General features: G+C 53.5%; 13 protein-coding genes. 7 read left to right on the top strand and 6 right to left on the bottom strand.

Annotation, left to right across the window (positions count from 1 at the left end; all coding sequences use genetic code 11):
- Positions 1–91: 91 nt before the first annotated feature.
- Entirely contained in the window at positions 92–2,725 is a 2,634-nt protein-coding gene (gene gyrA / locus C5523_RS08435) for a DNA topoisomerase (ATP-hydrolyzing) subunit A (RefSeq protein ID WP_108700933.1), read from the bottom strand.
- Positions 2,726–2,883: 158 nt separating this feature from the next.
- Here gyrA and ubiG point away from each other — a divergent pair, with 158 nt between their 5' ends.
- From ubiG to yfaE, 4 genes are all read left to right on the top strand, one after another.
- Entirely contained in the window at positions 2,884–3,612 is a 729-nt protein-coding gene (gene ubiG / locus C5523_RS08430) for a bifunctional 2-polyprenyl-6-hydroxyphenol methylase/3-demethylubiquinol 3-O-methyltransferase UbiG (RefSeq protein ID WP_039079920.1), read from the top strand.
- A 346-nt stretch (positions 3,613–3,958) separates the two neighbouring features.
- Positions 3,959–6,244 carry a class 1a ribonucleoside-diphosphate reductase subunit alpha gene (nrdA, locus tag C5523_RS08420; RefSeq protein ID WP_108700932.1) on the top strand — a complete coding sequence of 762 codons (2,286 nt, stop codon included), beginning with the start codon at positions 3,959–3,961 and terminating at the stop codon, positions 6,242–6,244.
- A gap of 81 nt (positions 6,245–6,325) precedes the next feature.
- Positions 6,326–7,456 (top strand): class Ia ribonucleoside-diphosphate reductase subunit beta, encoded by a 1,131-nt coding sequence (gene nrdB / locus C5523_RS08415; RefSeq protein WP_039079918.1) that lies wholly within the window; start codon positions 6,326–6,328, stop codon positions 7,454–7,456.
- Complete coding sequence (yfaE, locus tag C5523_RS08410; RefSeq protein WP_039079917.1) at positions 7,456–7,710, top strand: class I ribonucleotide reductase maintenance protein YfaE; 255 nt, start codon at positions 7,456–7,458, stop codon at positions 7,708–7,710. The genes nrdB and yfaE overlap by 1 nt, the downstream gene beginning before the upstream one ends.
- 29 nt (positions 7,711–7,739) lie before the next feature.
- Here the strand turns inward: yfaE and glpT are convergent, their stop codons facing one another.
- Positions 7,740–9,092: a glycerol-3-phosphate transporter gene (glpT, locus tag C5523_RS08405; RefSeq protein WP_071195658.1), complete on the bottom strand. Its 1,353-nt coding sequence runs from the start codon at positions 9,090–9,092 to the stop codon at positions 7,740–7,742.
- 273 nt (positions 9,093–9,365) lie between these two features.
- On the opposite strand from glpT, the gene glpA reads away from it, so the two are divergent.
- Genes glpA through glpC form a run of 3 tightly spaced genes read left to right on the top strand, consistent with a single transcriptional unit; the run spans position 9,366 to position 13,420 of the window.
- Positions 9,366–10,988, top strand: a complete 1,623-nt coding sequence (glpA, locus tag C5523_RS08400; RefSeq protein ID WP_071195757.1) for an anaerobic glycerol-3-phosphate dehydrogenase subunit A — start codon at positions 9,366–9,368, stop codon at positions 10,986–10,988.
- The gene (glpB, locus tag C5523_RS08395) at positions 10,978–12,228 is read left to right on the top strand and encodes a glycerol-3-phosphate dehydrogenase subunit GlpB (RefSeq protein WP_108700931.1); all 1,251 of its coding nucleotides are present in this window, start codon (positions 10,978–10,980) and stop codon (positions 12,226–12,228) included. The genes glpA and glpB overlap by 11 nt, the downstream gene beginning before the upstream one ends.
- 1 nt (position 12,229) lies before the next feature.
- Complete coding sequence (gene glpC / locus C5523_RS08390; protein ID WP_071195756.1) at positions 12,230–13,420, top strand: anaerobic glycerol-3-phosphate dehydrogenase subunit GlpC; 1,191 nt, start codon at positions 12,230–12,232, stop codon at positions 13,418–13,420.
- A gap of 38 nt (positions 13,421–13,458) precedes the next feature.
- On the opposite strand, the gene yfaU is transcribed toward glpC, so the two are convergent.
- The 4 genes from yfaU to C5523_RS08370 are packed head-to-tail and all read right to left on the bottom strand — an operon-like array spanning position 13,459 to position 17,632.
- Positions 13,459–14,265 (bottom strand): 2-keto-3-deoxy-L-rhamnonate aldolase, encoded by an 807-nt coding sequence (yfaU, locus tag C5523_RS08385; protein ID WP_039079978.1) that lies wholly within the window; start codon positions 14,263–14,265, stop codon positions 13,459–13,461.
- 21 nt (positions 14,266–14,286) lie between these two features.
- Positions 14,287–15,576, bottom strand: a complete 1,290-nt coding sequence (locus tag C5523_RS08380; protein WP_039079914.1) for an MFS transporter — start codon at positions 15,574–15,576, stop codon at positions 14,287–14,289.
- Between the two features lie 54 nt (positions 15,577–15,630).
- Positions 15,631–16,836 carry an L-rhamnonate dehydratase gene (gene rhmD, locus C5523_RS08375; RefSeq protein WP_108700930.1) on the bottom strand — a complete coding sequence of 402 codons (1,206 nt, stop codon included), beginning with the start codon at positions 16,834–16,836 and terminating at the stop codon, positions 15,631–15,633.
- A gap of 13 nt (positions 16,837–16,849) precedes the next feature.
- On the bottom strand, positions 16,850–17,632 hold the full coding sequence (locus tag C5523_RS08370) for an IclR family transcriptional regulator (RefSeq protein ID WP_039079912.1): 783 nt from the start codon (positions 17,630–17,632) through the stop codon (positions 16,850–16,852).
- Positions 17,633–17,755: the final 123 nt, after the last annotated feature.

Below are 17,755 nucleotides of genomic sequence, written 5' to 3'. Positions count from 1 at the left end.
GGTGTAAAAGTGACTGAGGTTAAAGTAGCGGTAAAATGCCGGTGCCGCAATGGCAAAGAGAAAGGGCCGGAAAACCGGCCCTCAGCACAGATTACTCGTCGGCGTCGTCGTCAGCCGCGCCATCGTCAACTTCCGGGGCGATTTCATCATCCCCTTCCGCGACGCTGCCATCGATGGAGTCAAGTTCTTCGTCGTCCACCGGTTCGGCTACACGCTGCAGACCGACCACGTTTTCGTCTTCCGCGGTACGAATAAGGATAACACCCTGGGTATTACGCCCTACCACGCTGATTTCCGACACACGCGTACGCACCAGCGTACCGGCATCGGTGATCATCATGATCTGGTCGGTATCAGTAACCTGTACCGCACCCACCACGGAACCGTTACGTTCGGTCACCTTAATGGAGATAACGCCCTGCGTACCACGAGATTTGGTCGGGTACTCGGTTTCAGCCGTACGTTTACCGTAGCCATTCTGAGTCACGGTGAGGATTGCCCCTTCGCCACGTGGAATGATCAGCGAAACGACTTTGTCCTCGCCTGCCAGCTTGATACCGCGAACACCTGTTGCGGTACGTCCCATCGCACGAACAGCATCTTCTTTGAAGCGCACCACTTTACCGGCGGCAGAGAACAGCATGACTTCGTCCTGACCAGAGGTCAGATCGACGCCGATCAATTCGTCGCCTTCATTGAGGTTAACCGCAATGATCCCGGCAGAGCGCGGACGGCTGAACTCGGTCAACGCGGTTTTCTTCACGGTACCGCTGGCGGTCGCCATAAAGACACTTACGCCCTCTTCATACTCGCGTACCGGCAGAATGGCAGTAATACGTTCATTCGGCTCCAGCGGCAGAAGGTTGACGATCGGACGACCACGCGCGCCACGGCTCGCTTCCGGCAACTGGTAAACTTTCATCCAGTACAGACGACCACGGCTGGAGAAGCAGAGGATCGTGTCGTGGGTGTTGGCCACCAGCAGACGGTCGATAAAGTCTTCTTCTTTAATACGCGCCGCAGACTTGCCTTTACCGCCACGACGTTGCGCTTCGTAGTCGGTAAGCGGCTGGTACTTCACATAGCCCTGATGCGACAGCGTAACCACAACATCTTCTTCGTTGATCAGATCTTCGATGTTGATGTCGGCGGTGTTGGCGGTGATCTCAGTACGACGCTCGTCACCGAACTGCTCACGAACCAGTTCCAGCTCTTCGCGGATAACTTCCATCAGACGATCGGCGCTGCCGAGGATATGCAGCAGCTCGGCAATCTGTTCCAGCAGCTCTTTATACTCTTCGAGCAGTTTTTCATGCTCAAGGCCTGTCAGTTTCTGCAAACGCAGATCCAGAATCGCCTGTGCCTGCTGTTCGGTCAGGTAGTATTTGCCGTCACGAATACCGAACTCTGGCTCCAGCCATTCAGGGCGCGCGGCGTTATCGCCCGCACGTTCCAGCATGGCGGAAACGTTGCCCAAATCCCACGGCTGTGCGATAAGACCGGCTTTCGCTTCTGCCGGGGTCGGCGCACGGCGAATCAGTTCGATAATCGGATCGATATTGGCCAGCGCAACGGCCAGCGCTTCAAGGATATGCGCACGGTCGCGCGCTTTGCGCAGTTCGAAAATCGTACGACGCGTCACGACTTCGCGGCGATGACGGACAAACGCGGACAGAATGTCTTTCAGGTTCATGATCTTCGGCTGACCATGGTGCAGTGCCACCATGTTGATACCGAAGGAAACCTGGAGCTGGGTCTGGGAGTACAGGTTATTCAGTACCACCTCACCCACTGCGTCACGTTTGATTTCAATCACGATGCGCATCCCGTCTTTATCAGACTCGTCACGCAGCGCGCTGATACCTTCAACGCGTTTATCTTTAACCAGCTCGGCAATTTTCTCGATCAGGCGTGCTTTGTTCACCTGATACGGAATTTCATGCACGATAATGGTTTCACGACCGGTTTTCGCGTCAGCTTCCACTTCTGCGCGGGCGCGAATATAAATTTTGCCACGCCCGGTACGGTACGCTTCTTCAATACCGCGACGACCATTAATAATGGCGGCGGTCGGGAAGTCTGGCCCAGGGATATGTTCCATCAGCCCTTCAACGCTGATGTCTTCATTATCAATGTACGCCAGGCAACCGTTAATCACTTCCGTCAGGTTATGCGGAGGAATGTTGGTCGCCATCCCGACTGCAATACCGGAAGACCCGTTCACCAGCAGGTTCGGGATCTTGGTAGGCATAACATCAGGGATTTTTTCCGTACCGTCGTAGTTGTCGACGTAATCAACGGTCTCTTTTTCCAGATCGGCCATCAGCTCATGGGCAATTTTCGCCAGACGGATTTCCGTATAACGCATTGCCGCCGCGGAGTCGCCGTCAATCGAACCGAAGTTACCCTGACCATCAACCAGCATGTAGCGCAGTGAAAATGGCTGTGCCATACGCACAATGGTGTCATACACTGCGGAATCACCATGGGGATGGTATTTACCGATTACGTCACCAACGACACGGGCAGATTTTTTGTAGGCTTTGTTCCAGTCATTGCCCAAGACGTTCATGGCGTAAAGTACGCGACGGTGAACCGGCTTTAGACCATCGCGGACATCTGGCAGCGCACGGCCAACAATGACCGACATGGCATAATCCAGATAAGAACTTTTCAGCTCTTCCTCGATGTTGACCGGTGTAATTTCTCTCGCAAGGTCGCTCATCTAACCGCTATCCCTCTACTGTATCCCGGATTCAAAGGTCGCAAATTATAACACAACCGTAATGAATCAGGTAAACGGAAAGACCCCGCAGGGCGCTTTATTAGCGCCAGCAGACTGTTATACTCATCCGTCTTGCTAAATAAGGAGTACGTATCCCCATGAATGCCGAAAAAACGTCGGTTGCTCAAAACGTTGACCAGGCTGAAATTGCCAAATTTGAAGCGGTCGCTTCTCGCTGGTGGGATCTGGAAGGCGAATTCAAACCTCTTCATCGCATCAATCCATTACGTCTGGGCTATATTGCAGAACGTGCTGACGGTCTGTTTGGCAAGAATGTCCTGGATGTCGGCTGTGGTGGCGGCATTCTGGCGGAGAGCATGGCGCGCGAAGGGGCGATAGTCACCGGGCTGGATATGGGCTTTGAACCGCTACAGGTCGCCAGGCTGCATGCTCTGGAGTCCGGCATTCGCGTCGAATACGTGCAAGAGACCGTCGAAGACCACGCCGACAAACATCCGCAGCAATATGATGTTGTCACCTGCATGGAGATGCTGGAACACGTACCGGACCCGCAATCGGTGGTCAACGCCTGCGCGCGGCTGGTCAAACCCGGCGGCCACGTCTTCTTCTCGACGATTAACCGTAACGGCAAAGCGTGGCTAATGGCGGTGGTTGGCGCGGAGTATGTGCTGAAAATGGTGCCGAAAGGGACGCACGACGTGAAGAAATTTATCAAACCGGCAGAACTGCTCGGTTGGGTGAATGAATCCGGGCTAAAGGAGCGTCACATTACGGGCCTGCATTATAACCCGCTGTTAAATGCCTTTAAGCTCGCGCCCGGTGTGGATGTGAATTATATGTTACATACAAAGCCAAAAAACGTCTGACGTCATTCACTATTCTTATAAAGATTGCGCTACATCATGTCGCGCGATCTCCCCTTCCCGATGAAGAAATCAGCGTTTGATCAAATTTTCATTTTTTTTTGCGAAATATTGACATCCCCGCCAGGCCTTATGCGACGTGGACTTAGCCTTTATCACTCTTTTGCAACCTCAATTTAACGTCAAAATCAACTCTTGTACTCAAAAGAATCCTTACTAGAATACTCACCATATAGCGTTTCTCTTATCATATACCCCCAACATATAGTATTTATCCACAGACTTAGTCACAACGTGGTTCTGTGGATAATTGGGGGATATTTTTTATTCACGGACAGGTAAATTTCACATGAATCAGAGTCTGCTGGTGACAAAGCGCGACGGTAGCACCGAGCGCATCAATCTCGACAAAATTCATCGGGTGCTGGATTGGGCGGCAGAGGGGCTGAGTAATGTATCCATCTCCCAGGTGGAACTGCGTTCCCATATTCAGTTCTACGACGGCATCAAAACGTCCGACATTCATGAGACTATTATCAAAGCCGCTGCGGACCTGATCTCCCGTGAAGCGCCAGACTACCAGTACCTCGCCGCGCGCCTGGCCATTTTCCACCTGCGTAAAAAAGCCTACGGTCAGTTCGAGCCGCCAGCGCTGTACGACCATGTGGTAAAAATGGTTGAACTTGGCAAATACGACACGCATCTGCTGGAAGACTACACGGAAGAAGAGTTCAAGCAGATGGACGAGTTTATCGACCACTGGCGCGATATGAATTTCTCCTACGCGGCCGTTAAGCAGCTTGAAGGCAAATACCTGGTTCAGAACCGTGTAACCGGCGAAATCTACGAGAGCGCGCAGTTCCTCTATATCCTGGTGGCTGCCTGCCTGTTCTCAGGGTACCCACGCGAGACGCGTCTGAGCTACGTGAAGCGCTTCTATGATGCGGTCTCTACATTCAAAATTTCTCTGCCGACGCCGATTATGTCCGGCGTACGTACTCCGACCCGTCAGTTCAGCTCTTGCGTGCTGATCGAGTGCGGCGACAGCCTGGACTCTATCAACGCCACTTCCAGCGCAATTGTGAAATACGTTTCCCAGCGTGCTGGTATCGGCATCAACGCGGGTCGTATTCGTGCGCTGGGTAGCCCGATTCGCGGCGGTGAAGCGTTCCACACCGGCTGTATCCCGTTCTACAAACACTTCCAGACCGCGGTAAAATCCTGCTCTCAGGGCGGTGTGCGCGGTGGTGCGGCGACCCTGTTCTATCCGATGTGGCATCTGGAAGTTGAAAGCCTGCTGGTTCTGAAAAACAACCGTGGCGTTGAAGGTAACCGTGTACGTCACATGGACTACGGCGTACAGATCAACAAACTGATGTACACCCGCCTGCTGAAAGGGGAAGAGATCACCCTGTTCAGCCCGTCTGACGTCCCGAGCCTGTATGACGCGTTCTTCGCCGATCAGGACGAATTCGAACGTCTTTACACCAAATATGAGAAAGACGACAGCATCCGCAAACAGCGTGTGAAAGCCGTTGAGCTGTTCTCGCTGATGATGCAGGAACGTGCCTCTACCGGCCGTATCTATATCCAGAACGTTGACCATTGCAATACCCACAGCCCGTTTGACCCGGTGGTTGCGCCAGTGCGCCAGTCTAACCTGTGCCTGGAAATCGCTCTGCCAACCAAACCGCTGGAAGACGTGAACGACGAAAACGGTGAAATCGCGCTCTGCACGCTGTCTGCCTTTAACCTGGGTGCGATTTCTAATCTGGATGAGCTGGAAGAGCTGGCGGTGCTTGCCGTGCGTGCGCTGGATGCCCTGCTGGATTACCAGGACTACCCGATTCCGGCGGCAAAACGCGGTGCAATGGGCCGCCGTACGCTGGGTATTGGCGTGATTAACTTCGCCTACTGGCTGGCGAAAAACGGCAAACGCTACTCCGACGGCAGCGCCAACAACCTGACCCACAAAACGTTCGAAGCAATCCAGTACTACCTGCTGAAAGCATCTAACGAACTGGCGAAAGAGCAAGGCGCATGCCCGTGGTTTAACGAAACCACCTACTCCAAAGGCATTATGCCTATTGATACCTACAAGAAAGACCTGGACGGTATCACCAGCGAGCCGCTGCACTACGACTGGGACGCCCTGCGTGAATCGGTGAAAACTTACGGACTGCGTAACTCCACGCTGTCTGCGCTGATGCCGTCGGAAACCTCATCGCAGATCTCCAATGCCACCAACGGCATTGAGCCACCGCGCGGCCATGTGAGCATCAAGGCGTCGAAAGACGGTATCCTGCGTCAGGTGGTGCCGGATTATGAGTTGCTGAAAGATAAGTACGAGCTGCTGTGGGAAATGCCGAACAACGACGGCTATCTGCAACTGGTGGGCATCATGCAGAAATTTATCGACCAGTCGATCTCTGCAAATACCAACTATGACCCGACACGTTTCCCGTCCGGAAAAGTGCCGATGCAGCAATTGCTGAAAGACTTGCTCACTGCCTATAAATTTGGCGTGAAGACCCTGTACTATCAAAACACCCGCGACGGTGCGGAAGATGCGCAGGATGATCTGGTGCCGTCCATTCAGGATGATGGCTGCGAAAGCGGCGCATGTAAGATCTAATGTAAATGCCGGGTAACGCTACGCTTACCCGGCCTACGATTTTGTTTGCCCGATCTACAAAATCTCTCACAGGACACACTCATGGCATACACCACCTTTTCACAGACGAAAAACGACCAGCTCAAAGAGCCGATGTTCTTCGGGCAGCCGGTCAACGTGGCACGCTACGATCAGCAAAAATATGACATCTTTGAAAAGCTGATTGAAAAGCAACTCTCCTTCTTCTGGCGTCCGGAAGAAGTTGACGTTTCCCGCGACCGTATTGACTACCAGGCGTTGCCGGAACACGAAAAACACATTTTCATCAGCAACCTGAAATACCAGACGCTGCTGGACTCTATTCAGGGTCGTAGCCCGAACGTGGCGCTGTTGCCGCTGATTTCGATCCCGGAACTGGAAACCTGGGTTGAAACCTGGGCGTTTTCAGAAACGATCCATTCGCGCTCTTACACCCACATCATCCGTAATATCGTGAACGATCCGGCGATTGTGTTTGACGATATCGTCACCAACGAGCAGATCCAGAAACGTGCCGAGGGCATTTCGGCCTATTACGATGAGCTGATTGAGCTAACCAGCTACTGGCATCTGCTTGGCGAAGGTACCCATACCGTTAACGGTAAAACCGTGACCGTGAACCTGCGCGAGCTGAAAAAGAAACTGTATTTGTGTCTGATGAGCGTTAACGCACTGGAAGCTATTCGCTTCTACGTCAGCTTTGCCTGTTCTTTCGCCTTTGCGGAGCGCGAACTGATGGAAGGCAACGCCAAAATCATCCGTCTGATTGCACGCGATGAAGCGCTGCATCTGACCGGGACTCAGCACATGCTGAACCTGCTGCGTTCAGGTAGCGATGACCCGGAAATGGCGGAGATTGCCGAAGAGTGCAAACAGGAGTGCTATGACCTGTTCGTCCAGGCGGCGCAGCAGGAGAAAGAGTGGGCAGAGTATCTGTTCCGCGACGGCTCCATGATCGGTCTGAATAAAGACATCCTGTGGCAGTATATTGAGTACATCACCAATATCCGCATGCAGGCGGTCGGCCTGGACTTGCCGTTCCAGACCCGCTCGAACCCGATTCCGTGGATCAATACCTGGCTGGTCTCTGACAACGTTCAGGTGGCTCCGCAGGAAGTAGAAGTCAGCTCTTATCTGGTTGGCCAGATCGACGCCGAAGTCGATACCGACGACCTGAGTAACTTCCAGCTCTGATGACGCGTGTAACCTTACGTCTGACGGGCACACAGGTGTTGTGCCAGGAAGAACATCCGTCTTTGCTGGTGGCACTGGAATCACACCGCGTGCCGGTGGAATACCAGTGCCGCGAAGGTTATTGCGGTTCCTGTCGCTGTCGCCTGGTCACAGGCCAGGTCGACTGGCTGACCGAGCCGCTGGCCTTTATCCAGCCTGACGAAATATTACCCTGCTGCTGCAAAGCAAAAGGGGATATTGAGATTGAAATGTAAAAGGGCCGCGCGCGGCCCTTTTTATTGCCTTACCGGCGCTTAGCCGCCACTTGTGCATGATGTTTGCGTTCGCCAATCATCACCACAATCAGCAAAAGCACAGCCAGAATGCTGCCGCCAATCATCACCATAAAACCACCGTCCCAGCCAAAGAAATCGACGGTGTAACCCACAATCGCACTGGCCGCCACCGACCCGCCAAGGTAGCCGAATAAACCGGTGAAGCCCGCTGCCGTACCGGCGGCTTTTTTCGGAGCCAGTTCAAGAGCGTGCAGACCAATGAGCATCACCGGGCCGTAGATCAGGAAGCCAATGACAATCATACAGACCATATCTATCGTCGGATTGCCCGCCGGGTTTAACCAGTAGATGATCGTGGCAATAGTGACCAGCGTCATAAAGAAGACGCCTGTTGCACCACGGTTACCTTTGAAGACTTTGTCCGACATCCAGCCGCAAATCAGCGTCCCTGGGATCCCGGCATATTCATAAAAGAAATAGGCCCAGGAAGATTTATCCAGCGCGAAATGTTTCACTTCTTTCAGGTAGGTGGGTGACCAGTCCAGAATGCCGTAGCGCAGCAGATAAACGAAGACGTTGGCGATGGCGATGTACCAGAGCAGACGGTTCGGGAAGACGTACTGCATAAAGATTTGCTTCGCCGTCAGTTCCTCTTCTGCCTTTTCGCTGTAATCGTCCGGGTAGTCGTTTTTATACTCTTCAATCGGCGGCAAGCCGCAGGACTGAGGAGTATCGCGCATCATAGCGAACGCGAAGATCGCCACAATGATTGCCCCAAACGCAGGCATATACAGCGCCGCGTGCCAGTCGTTAAACCAGGCCATACCCAACAGGAACAGCAACGGGGGAATACCGCCGCCGACGTTGTGCGCACAGTTCCATACAGACACTATCCTGCCACGCTCTTTTTGCGACCACCAGTGCACCATGGTACGTCCGCACGGCGGCCACCCCATTCCCTGGAACCAACCACACAGGAACAGCAGCACAAACATAATGGCAATGCTCGATGTCGCCCACGGGACAAATCCCATGAACAACATGACTGCCGCGGCCAGAATCAACCCGGCGGGCAGAAAAACGCGCGGATTCGAACGATCCGAGACCGACCCCATAATGAACTTTGAGAAACCATAGGCAATGGAGATCCCCGACAGCGCAAACCCTAAATCACCGCGGGAAAAGCCCTGCTCCACAAGGTAAGGCATGGCCAACGCAAAATTTTTGCGCACCAGATAATAGGCCGCATAGCCGAAGAAAATACCCAGGAAGATCTGCCAGCGCAGACGACGATAAACCGGGTCGATACGATCTTCAGGAAGTCTTTCTCGGTGGGATTCTGGCCGGAAAATACTCAACATATATGCCTCCGTGGCAGGGTTTTATCATTATATGTGACTACTATGAGTGAAAACGAAACCATGATTTCGTTTGTAACGGTTTTACCCGGCAAATTCTAACGACAAAAGGCGATTTGTCGCACCTTATGTTACATATTTATGACAAAGCTCCACTTTCAGACATAAAACCACTCTGGTTATTTTCGTTTTTTGCTCGAATATGCGCGATATCAAACAATCCATAGCAACAGTGTGGCTAAATGTTTCTATGGAATCCCGCTCGGAAGACAAAAAATGGGTAACTCAAACGATTACGATGTCATCATCATCGGCGGTGGCGCGACCGGAGCAGGCATCGCCCGCGACTGTGCATTGCGCGGACTGCGCGTGGTACTGCTTGAACGCCATGACATTGCCACAGGTGCCACCGGCCGCAATCACGGTTTATTGCACAGCGGTGCGCGTTACGCAGTGACCGATAACGAATCCGCCCGGGAATGTATTGCAGAAAACCACATCCTCAAGCGTATCGCTCGCCACTGTATTGAGCCTACAGACGGTTTATTTATCACCCTGCCGGAAGACGATCTGGCTTATCAGCCTGTCTTTATTGACGCCTGCCAGCGCGCAGGGATTAACGCGCAGGCCATTACGCCAGAAGAAGCGCGGCGCACGGAGCCCAGCGTAAATCCGGCACTGACTGGTGCCGTCCGCGTACCCGATGGCACGGTGGATCCTTTTCGCCTGACGGCCAGCAATATGCTGGATGCGCGTGAACATGGCGCCACTATCCTGACAGGCCACGAAGTCTGCGGATTAATACGCCAGGGCGACAGGGTCACTGGTGTACAACTGATGAACCCGCAAACCCATGAAATTTATCCTCTGCATGCTCCTGTCGTGGTCAATGCCGCCGGGATTTGGGGCCAGCGCATCGCGGAGTATGCGGATTTACGGATTCGCATGTTCCCGGCCAAAGGAGCCCTGCTGATACTCGACCACCGTATCAATCAGCATGTGATAAACCGTTGTCGTAAACCGGCAGATGCCGACATCCTCGTACCCGGCGATACCATTTCCCTGATTGGCACCACCTCGACGCATATTGACTATAAGGATATTGACAACATCCGGGTGACGCCCGAAGAGGTCGATATTCTGCTGCGTGAAGGGGAAAAGCTGGCGCCAGTGATGGCGCAGACCCGTATCCTGCGCGCCTATGCAGGCGTACGTCCTTTGGTTGCCAGCGATGATGACCCGACAGGACGTAACGTAAGCCGCGGCATTGTGCTGCTCGATCACGCTCAACGTGACGGGATGGAAGGCTTTATCACCATTACCGGCGGCAAGCTAATGACCTACCGTCTGATGGCGGAGTGGGCCACAGATGCCGTCTGCCGCAAGCTCGGTCTTAGCACCCCTTGTACCACAGCGACAACGCCGTTGCCCGGTTCACAGCAGCCTACCGAACAGGCGCTGAAAAAAATTATCTCACTGCCGGTGCCGCTACGCGGTTCGGCTATTTATCGCCATGGCGATCGCACACCAGCCTCGCTGGGCAGCGATCGCCACAGTCGTAGCCTGGTGTGCGAATGCGAAGCCGTCACCGCCGGGGAAGTCCAGTATGCCGTTGAAAACTTGAATGTTAACTCTCTGCTGGATCTGCGCCGCCGTACCCGCGTGGGCATGGGCACATGTCAGGGTGAGCTGTGCGCCTGTCGCGCAGCCGGCTTACTGCACAGCATGCGGGTGACCAGTGAAACAGAATCTATTAACCAGCTTTGCGCATTTTTGAATGAGCGCTGGAAGGGCATAAAACCTGTCGCCTGGGGGGATGCGCTACGCGAAAGTGAATTTACACGTTGGGTCTATCAAGGACTGTGCGGGCTGGAAAAGGAGCCAACTGATGAAATTTGATACGGTTATTATCGGCGGCGGCCTCGCCGGGTTACTCTGCGGCATTCGGCTGAGCGAAAACGGTCAACGCTGTGCCATTGTCAGCCGCGGTCAGAGCGCACTCAATTTCTCTTCCGGCTCGCTGGACTTACTTTCCCGTCTGCCGGATGGGCAACCGGTCACCGACCTCATCGCCGGGGTAGACGCGTTACAGCGTATGCAAAGCGAACATCCTTATGCCTTACTGGGCGCTGAAAGGGTACGCCACTATGCAAAAATGACCCAGACCATGCTGGCAGACTGCGGCCTGGCGCTAAAAGGTGAGGCCGATACGCCGCATATGCGCGTCACCCCACTGGGTACCTTCCGTCAGGCCTGGTTAAGCCCCAATGAAATTCCTCTCCAGCCGACAAAAGATATTGCCATTGGGGTCGTCGGTATTTGTGGGTTTCTCGATTTTCAGCCGCAACTCGCTGCCGCGTCACTGAAAAAACGTGGCATAAATGCCACCGCAGAAGAGATAACGCTGCCGGTGCTGGACCGCGTGCGGGATAACCCGAGTGAATTTCGCGCCGTCAATATCGCCCGTGTACTGGATGTTGCACAGAATTTTGACGAGCTGTACCGCGCCTTGCTGCCGTTAAGCCGTCAGTACGACGAGCTTTACTTCCCGGCCTGTTTCGGCCTGCAGGATAGCGCCGTCTTTACACGATTTAACCAACAACTCTCCTGTCCGCTACGGTTGCTGCCTACTCTGCCGCCATCGGTTCCCGGCACCCGCATGCAATCACGCCTGCAACAGCGTTTTATCCAAAGCTGTGGGACATGGATGCCCGGTGATGAGGTGATCCGTGCCGATGTGGAAAGTGAGCGCGTGATACAACTGTGGACGCGCAAGCATGAGGATATTGCGCTACGTCCACGCCATGTGGTGCTCGCCAGCGGCAGTTTTTTCAGTAACGGTTTGATTGCCGAACGCGATCGCGTACGGGAAACCATTTTTGACCTCGACGTGTTACAAAGCCCCGGACGGGAAAGCTGGTATCGCGACAACGTCTTTGATACCCAGCCATGGCAGCAGTTTGGCGTGATCACTGACGAAACGCTACGCGCTAAGCGCCAGGGCACGACGCTGGATAACCTGTATGTGGTGGGCTCCGTTTTGGGTGGCTTTGATGCGGTTGCTCAAGGGTGTGGGGGTGGCGTTTGCGCGGTTACCGCGCTGTATGCCGCAGAACAAATTTGCGCCGGGGGGAGGTAAAATGACCACAACTCAGTTTGAAAGCTGTATCAAATGCACCGTGTGCACCACGGTTTGCCCGGTCAGTGCGGTGAATCCTGCTTACCCTGGCCCGAAACAGGCGGGGCCGGATGGGGAGCGTTTACGTCTAAAAGACCCGGCGTTGTTTGACGAGGCGCTGAAATACTGCACCAACTGTAAACGCTGTGAAACCGCCTGTCCGTCTGGCGTAAAGATTGGCGATATTATTCAGCGCGCGCGTTCGCAATATGCCGTCAATCCACCTTCACTGCGTAATGCCATTCTGAGCCATACGGATTTGATGGGGTCGTTATCCACCCCATTCGCGCCGCTGGTTAATACCGCCACGTCGCTCAAACCCGTTCGCCAGTTGCTCGATAAGGCGCTGAAAATCGATCATCACCGGACGCTGCCAAAATATTCCCATGGCACTTTCCGCCGCTGGTACCGCTCCGTGGCTGACAAGCAAAAGGCGTTTGATCAGCAGGTGGCGTTTTTCCATGGCTGCTATGTGAATTACAACCATCCGCAACTGGGCAAAGATCTCTTGCAAGTGCTGAACGCGATGGGAATCGGTGTGCAGCTCCTGCGTCAGGAAAAATGTTGCGGGGTGCCGCTGATTGCCAATGGCTATTTTGCGAAAGCGAAAAAGCAGGCGGAATTTAATATTCGGGCGTTGCAGCAGAGCATCACAGGAGACGGTATTCCGGTGATTGCCACCTCATCAACCTGTACCTTCACTTTGCGAGATGAATATCCGCATCTGCTGGACGTCGATAACCACCATTTACGTCCGCACATCGACCTGGCTACGCGTTGGATCTGGCGCAAGCTGGAAGAAGGCAATACGCTCAAACTCAAAGAGTTACCGTTGAAAGTGGTTTATCACACACCGTGCCATATGGAGAAAATGGGCTGGACGCACTATACCCTGGATTTGCTGCGACGTATTCCCGGGCTGGAACTTACCGTACTGGATTCACGTTGTTGCGGGATAGCGGGGACCTACGGCTTTAAGCGCGAAAACTACGCCACAGCGCAGGCGATTGGCGAACCACTGTTCCGCCAGATTGAGGAGAGCGGTGCGGATTTGGTGATCACAGATTGTGAAACCTGTAAGTGGCAGGTGGAAATGTCCACAAGCCTTCGCTGCGAACATCCTATTACACTACTGGCGCAGGCGCTGCGCTAAAAGGTTCGCCCGCCGTAACCCTCCCGGCGGGCGAATAATTAATAACTGCCCTTCGTTGCTGATGCCGAAGGTCTGGCCCCTTTAAATATCGCCAGCCGTTCATCTAACGCATTGGTATACAACATGGTGTCCACACCGACCGCCACGAAGTTAGCCCCCCACTCCAGCACTTTTTTTGCCATGAGCGGATCGACCGCCAGAAAACCCGCCGCTTTCCCGGCATCACGTATCTGCTTAATGGCCTGTTCAATGGCGCGTTGCACGTCCGGATGACCACTGTTGTCAGGATAGCCCAACGATGCGGAGAGGTCGGCAGGACCGATAAAGACCCCATCAATACCATCAACATGCAAAATGGCATCAAGGTTATCCAGCGCCGCTTTGCTTTCAACCTGAATCAACAAGCACAACTCTTCATTCGCGCGGGCCATATAATTTTCGACTCGCCCCCAGCGGGCGGCGCGCGCGACACTCGCCCCCACGCCGCGAACACCCTGTGGCGGGTAACGCGTGGCCGCCACCACATCCTGCGCCTGCTCTGCGCTCTCCACCATGGGAATTAATAATGTACGGGCACCAATATCGAGCACCTGTTTGATAAGAACACGACTCCCCTCAACGGGCCGAATGACGGCCTGGCTGGTGTAAGGCGCAATGGCCTGCAACTGGTGATAGAGATCCTGAATAGTATTCGGCGCATGTTCGCCATCAATCAATAACCAGTCATACCCGGAGGTCGCTGCAATCTCAGCCATATACGACGTAGTGGAACTTAACCACAGGCCAATCTGCGTTTCGCCTTTTAGCAGACCCGCTTTAAACGGGTTGGATAAAATCGGATCCATTGTCATTTCACTTCCTTTTTGTCATGAATGAACGCTGTTCGAGTGAGAGACAGCCTGTCTTACATTCAGTGTTAAAATGATCAGCGCACCGGCAATCGCCACGCCAGCAAGGGTGAGAAGCCCGGCAGCGCCGCTGGCAAACAGGGTTTCGGCTTTGACACGAATGATCGGGGCCAGAAATCCGCCGACCGCGCCAAACAAATTCACAAAGCCAATACCCGCCGCCAGCGCCGTTCCGGACAGAAGCTGCGTTGGCATGGTCCAGAAAACCGGTTGTACGGCAATAAATCCCACCGCCGCGACGCATAAGGCAACAATGGCCAGCACGGGAGAAACCAGGCCAGATACGCCAATACCAATGCCCGCCGCTAACAGCGTCAGTGCAGCAATGTTGCGTCTTTCACCGGTCTTATCGGAATAACGAGGAATAAGCCAGGTACCAAACAGGGCGGCAATCCAGGGGATAGCGGTGACGACAGAGGCGGTGAACCCCACTTTTGTCCCCAGCAATGCGGCCACTTGCGTCGGCAGGAAAAAAATCAATCCATATACCGCGACCTGGATAGTCAGATAAATGATAGCCAGTTGCCATACCCGCCCATTACGCAGCGCATCGGTCAGACGTGACGTCACTTTACTCTCCTCTTCGCTGGCAAGCTGGGCCTCAAGAACGCCCTTCTCTTGCGGCGTGAGGAACCGTGCCTGCGCTGGCGTATCGTCCAGCCAGAAGAAGGTAAAGATACCCGCGGAGACAGCCAGCAAGCCTTCAATCAAGAACATCCAGAACCATCCCGGATGCCCCATAAAACCATGCATCTCAAGTAAAGCGCCGGACAGCGGTGAACCCAGCGTCAAAGCTAATGGCGCCCCCATGTAAAAAAGCCCCATAATGCTGGCGCGAGTGCGCTGTGGGAACCATTGAGAGGTCAGGTAAATCATGCCAGGGAAGAAGCCAGCTTCCGCCGCCCCAAGAAGCGTGCGGACAAGCAAAAATTTGGCTTCGGTATCAGCCCAGGCCATTGCTGCGGAGAGAACCCCCCATAACAGGGTCGTCCCTCCAATCCAGTAGCGTGCGCCAAACTTACGCATCAACAGATTAGCCGGCACGCCGAGGAAGGCGTACACCACAAAAAAGATCCCCGCCCCCAACGCATAGGCTTCGTTGCTAAGGCCGGTGTCTATCTGATACGTCTCTTTTGCAAAACCAATATTCGAACGATCAAGAAATGCCAGGACGTATAACATCAACATAAAGGGGATTAAACGGGCGCGGTTTTTCTTTACCACGCTATCCAATAAGCTGGTATTCATCGTAATGACCTCATGTAGGGCTGCGCCGCGTCATGGCGGCGCGACGCGGAGGAATTAATGGTTATACGGGCGCTTTAAATTACAGTTGCGATTAAGCTCAACACCGAAGCCCGGTTTATCGAGCACATTCTTATGAATGCGACCATTTACAGGCACCGGTTCATCCACCAGGATGGGATCAAATTGCGGACGCAGCGTAGAGCAGTCGGGGCTGGTCATTAAAAACTCACTAAATGGCGTATTAGTGAAGGTAATAACCGCGTGATGGGAATAAACCGAAGAACCATGTGGCACGACAAGCTGCCCGCGTGCTTTTGCGATCGCGGCGATTTCCACCAGCGTCGTTAAGCCGCCGCACCAGCCGACATCGGGCTGCATGATATCAATCCCGGTTTCCGATAACGTACGGAATGATTGCAGCGTACCGTGATGCTCACCGCTGGTGACCATCATGCCAGCAGGAGCATTACGTTTAAGTTCGCGATAGCCCTCATATTGCTGCGGTGGCAGACACTCCTCGATCCATTTCAGATTATACGGGGCACAGGCATGGGCCAATTTGGTGGCATAATTAACATCCTGGCTCATCCAGCAATCCAGCATCAGCCAGAAATCTTCACCGCATTTCTCGCGATATTCAGCAACCATTGCCGCATCTTTGCGAATACCCGCATCACCATCATGCGGGCCCCAGTGTGTCGGCATTTTGCCGCCAATAAACCCCATCTCTTTAGCCAGGTCTGGGCGCGCGCCGGTCGCATAAAACTGGATTTCGTCACGCACCGCCCCACCGAGCAATTTATAAACGGGTAACCCGACAACCTTGCCAAACAGATCCCACAAGGCCAGATCGACACAGGAAATCGTATTCATAACCAGCCCGCCAGACCCTGCGTAATACAAGGTGGAATTAAGCATTTGATCATGAATAAGTTTGATATCACTGACGCATTTACCCTCGATAAAGCGGTTTAAATGCTTTTCAACGATAAAGCAGCCCATCTCGCCTGCCGTGGAAACAGCAAAGCCCGTCTGGCCATTTTCAGCTTCCACTTCAACAATTAAGGTTCCCAGCACGTTAATACCGAAAGACTGCCGGGATTGTTCATAGGCCTTGTATTTGCTCATTGGGGTGGCGATATGGTCATCTATCCAGTGATGAGCGCCCTGATCGTGATAATCACCGCCGCCTGCCCCTTTCTCTGCGGTAGCGCCGCCAATGAACCAGGCTCGGACATGTTTAATTTTCGGTAAGGTCATGATGTTCTCCTTTTTATGATGCTTGCTTGTCGAAAGGGCTTTTCCACCCTAAAAGCCGGGAAATATCTTTTGCGCAAGTAATCGCCTTACCTGCGAGGTAATCCCGGTTTTCCTCATTAATTTGCAGTCGGGTTCCCACGACCGAAATGGCTGCCGTTAGCGCATTGCGGGCATCAAAGACGGGGGCAGCGACACATCGGACATCGGGGTAATCTTCACCATTGTCATAGCTCCACCCCCTGGAACGAATCAGCACCAGCTCATCGTGTAATTGTTGGGCATTGGCGATAGTCGACGACGTCGCTTTTTCCCAGTGCAAATGACGGATGATTTCATCGCGCGTCGCGGGCGGCTGCCAGGCCAGCAGACACTTCCCTATGCCGGAGCGATAAAGGGAAAGACTTTTGCCCTCGTGCGAGCGCACGCTGATGGTGGAGGAGGATTCTATTTTGAGAATGTAATAGGCATTGGCGTCATCAATAATGCCGAGATGGCAGAGCAGACCGGTCTCATCCATAAGTTCGGTCAGCCGGGGACGGGCAATCTCGCGCAGATCCATTCTTCCCAAAGCATGCCCGGCAAGTTCAACGAGCTTTGTCCATAAGCAGTAGTTGTCATTGCTATCAATACGCAATAACCGCGCTTTCTTTAATTCCGCTAAAATTAAATAGGCGGTGCTTTTGGGAATGCCTGTCTCTTCGATGATTACCGCAGCGCTGCAAGGCCCAATACGAGCGATGAGATTAAGGATTTCAATTGCCCGACTGAGTGCCGGTACTTTGCTTGATTCCAACATATTGGACTCCAGTCCTGAATATTGGAATCAGTGTTGCGGCTTAGGGGAACCGATTTTGTGAGAACGATCATAAAGCTATGGCGATCCAGCATGCTGGACGTTTCATGACTAGAAAATGTGAAG

The organism is Phytobacter sp. SCO41, from assembly GCF_003073275.1.
GTDB classification, from domain to species: domain Bacteria; phylum Pseudomonadota; class Gammaproteobacteria; order Enterobacterales; family Enterobacteriaceae; genus Phytobacter; species Phytobacter diazotrophicus.
This window is presented reverse-complemented; position numbering and strand designations above follow the sequence as displayed.

Bases quoted from the DNA above. Each gene is read 5' to 3' on its own strand.
- gyrA (WP_108700933.1), bottom strand. From the start codon at position 2,725: ATGAGCGACCTTGCGAGAGAAATTACACCGGTCAACATCGAGGAAGAG.
- ubiG (WP_039079920.1), top strand. From the start codon at position 2,884: ATGAATGCCGAAAAAACGTCGGTTGCTCAAAACGTTGACCAGGCTGAA.
- nrdA (WP_108700932.1), top strand. From the start codon at position 3,959: ATGAATCAGAGTCTGCTGGTGACAAAGCGCGACGGTAGCACCGAGCGC.
- nrdB (WP_039079918.1), top strand. From the start codon at position 6,326: ATGGCATACACCACCTTTTCACAGACGAAAAACGACCAGCTCAAAGAG.
- yfaE (WP_039079917.1), top strand. From the start codon at position 7,456: ATGACGCGTGTAACCTTACGTCTGACGGGCACACAGGTGTTGTGCCAG.
- glpT (WP_071195658.1), bottom strand. From the start codon at position 9,092: ATGTTGAGTATTTTCCGGCCAGAATCCCACCGAGAAAGACTTCCTGAA.
- glpA (WP_071195757.1), top strand. From the start codon at position 9,366: ATGGGTAACTCAAACGATTACGATGTCATCATCATCGGCGGTGGCGCG.
- glpB (WP_108700931.1), top strand. From the start codon at position 10,978: ATGAAATTTGATACGGTTATTATCGGCGGCGGCCTCGCCGGGTTACTC.
- glpC (WP_071195756.1), top strand. From the start codon at position 12,230: ATGACCACAACTCAGTTTGAAAGCTGTATCAAATGCACCGTGTGCACC.
- yfaU (WP_039079978.1), bottom strand. From the start codon at position 14,265: ATGGATCCGATTTTATCCAACCCGTTTAAAGCGGGTCTGCTAAAAGGC.
- C5523_RS08380 (WP_039079914.1), bottom strand. From the start codon at position 15,576: ATGAATACCAGCTTATTGGATAGCGTGGTAAAGAAAAACCGCGCCCGT.
- rhmD (WP_108700930.1), bottom strand. From the start codon at position 16,836: ATGACCTTACCGAAAATTAAACATGTCCGAGCCTGGTTCATTGGCGGC.
- C5523_RS08370 (WP_039079912.1), bottom strand. From the start codon at position 17,632: ATGTTGGAATCAAGCAAAGTACCGGCACTCAGTCGGGCAATTGAAATC.